Source organism: Stenotrophomonas sp. P5_A8 (genome assembly GCF_056400545.1).
The window spans coordinates 1-3,410 of the sequence record NZ_JBFULB010000384.1; the positions used below are offsets into that span (position 1 = coordinate 1).

Sequence of the window (3,410 nt, forward strand, 5' to 3'; positions counted from 1 at the left end):
CGCCAGGTTCATGCCGGTGCTCCGGGCGCGCGCTTGTACAGCGTGCGTCCGCACGGCTGGATCAGGTCGGCGGCGTGCAGGTAGTTCTCCGAGTGGCCGGTATAGAGCAGGCCGTCGTCGCCCATGTGCTGGATCAGCCGCGAGAGGATGCCGCGCTGGGTGGGCTTGTCGAAATAGATCATCACGTTGCGGCAGAACAGGGCGTCGAACGGGCCGCCGACGTCATAGCGGGGGGCGAGCAGGTTGAGCGGGCGGAAGTCGATCAGGTCGCGCAGCGCAGGATTGACCCGGCAATGGCCTTCGTTGGGGCCGCTGCCGCGCTGGAAATAGCGCTTCTTGAGCGCCGGATCGAGTCCGGACACCCGGTCGATGGCGTACACGCCGCGGCTGGCGGTGGCCAGCACCTGGGTGTCCACGTCGGTGGCCAGGATGCGCACCGGCGGCTTGAGCGTGCCGAACGCCTCGCAGGCGGTGATCGCCATCGAGTAGGGCTCCTCACCGGTGGAGGCCGCGCACGACCACAGCTGCAGGGTGCCGTGACCGGCGCGCGCGCGCAGCTCGGTGTCGAGCTTTTCGAAATGGTGCGGCTCGCGGAAGAACGCGGTGAGGTTGGTGGTGAGCGCGTTGGTGAACGCCTGCCACTCTTCGCCGCCGTCCTTTTCCAGCTGGTCCAGGTACTCGGTGAAGCTGCGCAGGCCGAGCGCGCGCAGGCGCCGCGACAGGCGGCCATAGACCATGTCGCGCTTGGCCGGGGCCAGCGAGATGCCGACACGCTGGTAGATCAGGTCGCAGACGCGGCGGAAATCACGGTCGGCGAACTCGAATTCGCGGCCGTTCTGGGAGGTGGCGGCAGGAGCGGAAGGCGTGGACACAGGCGCACTCGATGGGAATGGGGGAGTGGCGGCGACGGGGCCGCCACGAAGACTCAGAACTCTTGCCAGTTGCCGTCGTCCGGGGTCGCACTGCGCTGCGCGCGTGGTGCCGGCTGGGCGCGCGGGGCAGGGCGTGCGGCAGGGGTCGGGCGCGGGCGCGCTGCGGCCGGCACCACCACGCGCGAGGTGACCGCACTGACGGCCGCAGCAACCTGGTTGTCCAGGCGGAAGATCGCCACGACGTCGGCCAGCTGGTTGGCCTGTTCTTCCATCGCGCGCGCGGCGGCGGTGGCTTCTTCGACCAGGGCGGCGTTCTGCTGGGTGGTTTCGTCCATCTGCACCACGGTCTGGTTGACCTGTTCGATGCCGGCGGACTGTTCCTGGGAGGCGGCGGAAATCTCGGCCATGATGTCGGTCACCCGCTGCACCGAGGCGACGATCTCGCCCATGGTGCTGCCGGCCTTGCGTACCAGGGCCGAGCCGTCGGCGACGCTGGCGACCGAGTCGTCGATGAGGCCCTTGATCTCCTTGGCCGCGCCCGCCGAGCGCTGGGCCAGGGTGCGCACTTCGGAGGCGACCACGGCAAAGCCGCGCCCCTGCTCGCCGGCGCGGGCCGCTTCCACTGCCGCGTTGAGCGCCAGGATGTTGGTCTGGAAGGCGATGCCGTCAATGACGGAGATGATCTCGGCGATGCGCCTGGAGCTGGTTTCGATCGCGCTCATGGTGGTGACCACCTGGCCGACCACCTCACCGCCCTGCGAGGCCACGCTGTGCGCGCCGATGGCCAGCTGGTTGGCCTGGCGGGCGTGCTCGGCGTTCTGGCGCACGGTGGAGGTCAGTTCCTCCATCGAGGCGGCGGTCTCTTCCAGGTTGGCGGCCTGCTGCTCGGTCCGACGCGACAGGTCGCTGTTGCCGCTGGCGATTTCCCCGGCGGCCTGGGTGATGCTGCCGGCCGCGCCCTGGATCTGGCCGACGATCTGGGTGAGCTGGGCGACGGTGGCGTTGGCGTCGTCGCGCATGCTGGCGAACACGCCCTGGAAGTCGCCGTGCATGCGCACGGTGAGGTCACCTTCGGCGATGCCCGACAGCAGCTGCGAGAGCTTGCCGAGGTTGTCGTCGCTGACCTGCATCATCGCGTTGAGGTTGCCGATCATCAGGCGGAAGTCGTGATCGAAGCGGGTGGCATCGCCGCGCTGGCTGAAGTCCCCGGCCGCGGCAGCGCCGGCCAGGCGCTTGATCTCGTCGTTGATGCTGCCCAGGTTGCGCTTGACGGTATCGACGGTGGCGGTGATTTCCGCCTTCTCGCCCGGGTAGCGGGCGATGTCGGCGTGCAGGTCGCCCACGGCGTAGCGCTGCACCACCTGCAGGACGTCGTCCATGGTCTGCACGTGCGCGCCGACCAGCGCGTTGGTTTCATGCACCATCAGGCCGTATTCGCCGGGGAAGGCACTTTCGTCCATACGGAAGCGGGTCTGGCCGGCCTCGTGCTGGCTGGCCATGTCGCGCTGGCCGCTGATGACCGCGTGCAGCTGTTTCTGCATCCGGCCCATGCTTTCGAGCAGGCGGCCGGGTTCGTCGTGGGCCTGGGCGCCGATGCGGCTGTCCAGCTTGCCGGCGGCGATGCTCTCGGCCACGTGGGTGGCCTGGCGCAGGGGCAGGGTGATGCGGTTGCCGATGAGCCAGCTCAGCGCCAGCACGATCAGAACCACGACGCCGCCGCTGACGGTCATGATGGCGGTGAAGACCAAGGCCTGCTTCTGCACGTCTTCCATGTAGACGCCGCTGCTGATCACCCACTGCCACGGCTTGTACAGGCCTGCGTAGGAGGACTTGTCATACAACCCTTCGGCGCCGGCCTTGGCCCACTTGTAGGAGATCACGCCGCCGCCCTGGCCTGCGACCTGGACCAGGTCATGGAACAGCCGCACGCCGTCTTCGGAGCGGAAGTCCTTCATGTCCTTGCCGACCAGGTCCTTGCGGAACGGATGCATGAGCACGTGGTAGCCGGTGTCGTAGACGCTGTAGTAGTAGGCATCGTTGTCGGCGCGCATGCGCTCGATGGCTTCCAGCGCGGCCTTCTTCGCTGCCGCGTCATCCAGCTCGCCGGTTTCGGCCAGGCGGTGGTAATGGTCCAGGATGCCGTAGGTCAGTTCGACCTGGATCTTCAGGCTGTCTTTGCGGGTGTCGGTGAGGTCCAGGTACTGCATGCGGGCAGCGATCACGGCCAGGGCGATCACGCCGACGGCAATCAATGCGGTAAGCAGGTTGAGCTTGCGCCTGACGGACAGGTTGGAGAAATACTGGTTCCAGCGGCTGATCAGATTCATGTGCAGGGCGTCTTGGGTCGACAATCGTGTCGAGGCAATGCTGTTATCGGCCGGGGAGCGCGCCGATTGAGGTGTAGTGACTGAGCGTATTCAGATTGGAGCGGGTGGCGCCTGGTAGAGCCACCCCATGGGTGGCTGCGCGCGGYGCCCGGAASGAARAGCAGCCACGCATGGCGTGGCTCTACCCGGTGTGTGGGTTGCGTTGGTAGAG

At 67.5% G+C, this 3,410-nt stretch carries 2 protein-coding genes; both read right to left on the reverse strand.

The features are described from left to right. Nucleotides 1-8 precede the first annotated feature (8 nt). Entirely contained in the window at nt 9-872 is an 864-nt protein-coding gene (locus AC1DQP_RS18385) for a CheR family methyltransferase (RefSeq protein WP_256777500.1), read from the reverse strand. 53 nt (nt 873-925) lie between these two features. Beyond that, nucleotides 926-3,199 (reverse strand): methyl-accepting chemotaxis protein, encoded by a 2,274-nt coding sequence (locus AC1DQP_RS18390; RefSeq protein ID WP_478052192.1) that lies wholly within the window; start codon nt 3,197-3,199, stop codon nt 926-928. Nucleotides 3,200-3,410 lie beyond the last annotated feature (211 nt).

Bases quoted from the DNA above. Each gene is read 5' to 3' on its own strand.
- AC1DQP_RS18390 (WP_478052192.1), bottom strand. From the start codon at position 3,199: ATGAATCTGATCAGCCGCTGGAACCAGTATTTCTCCAACCTGTCCGTC.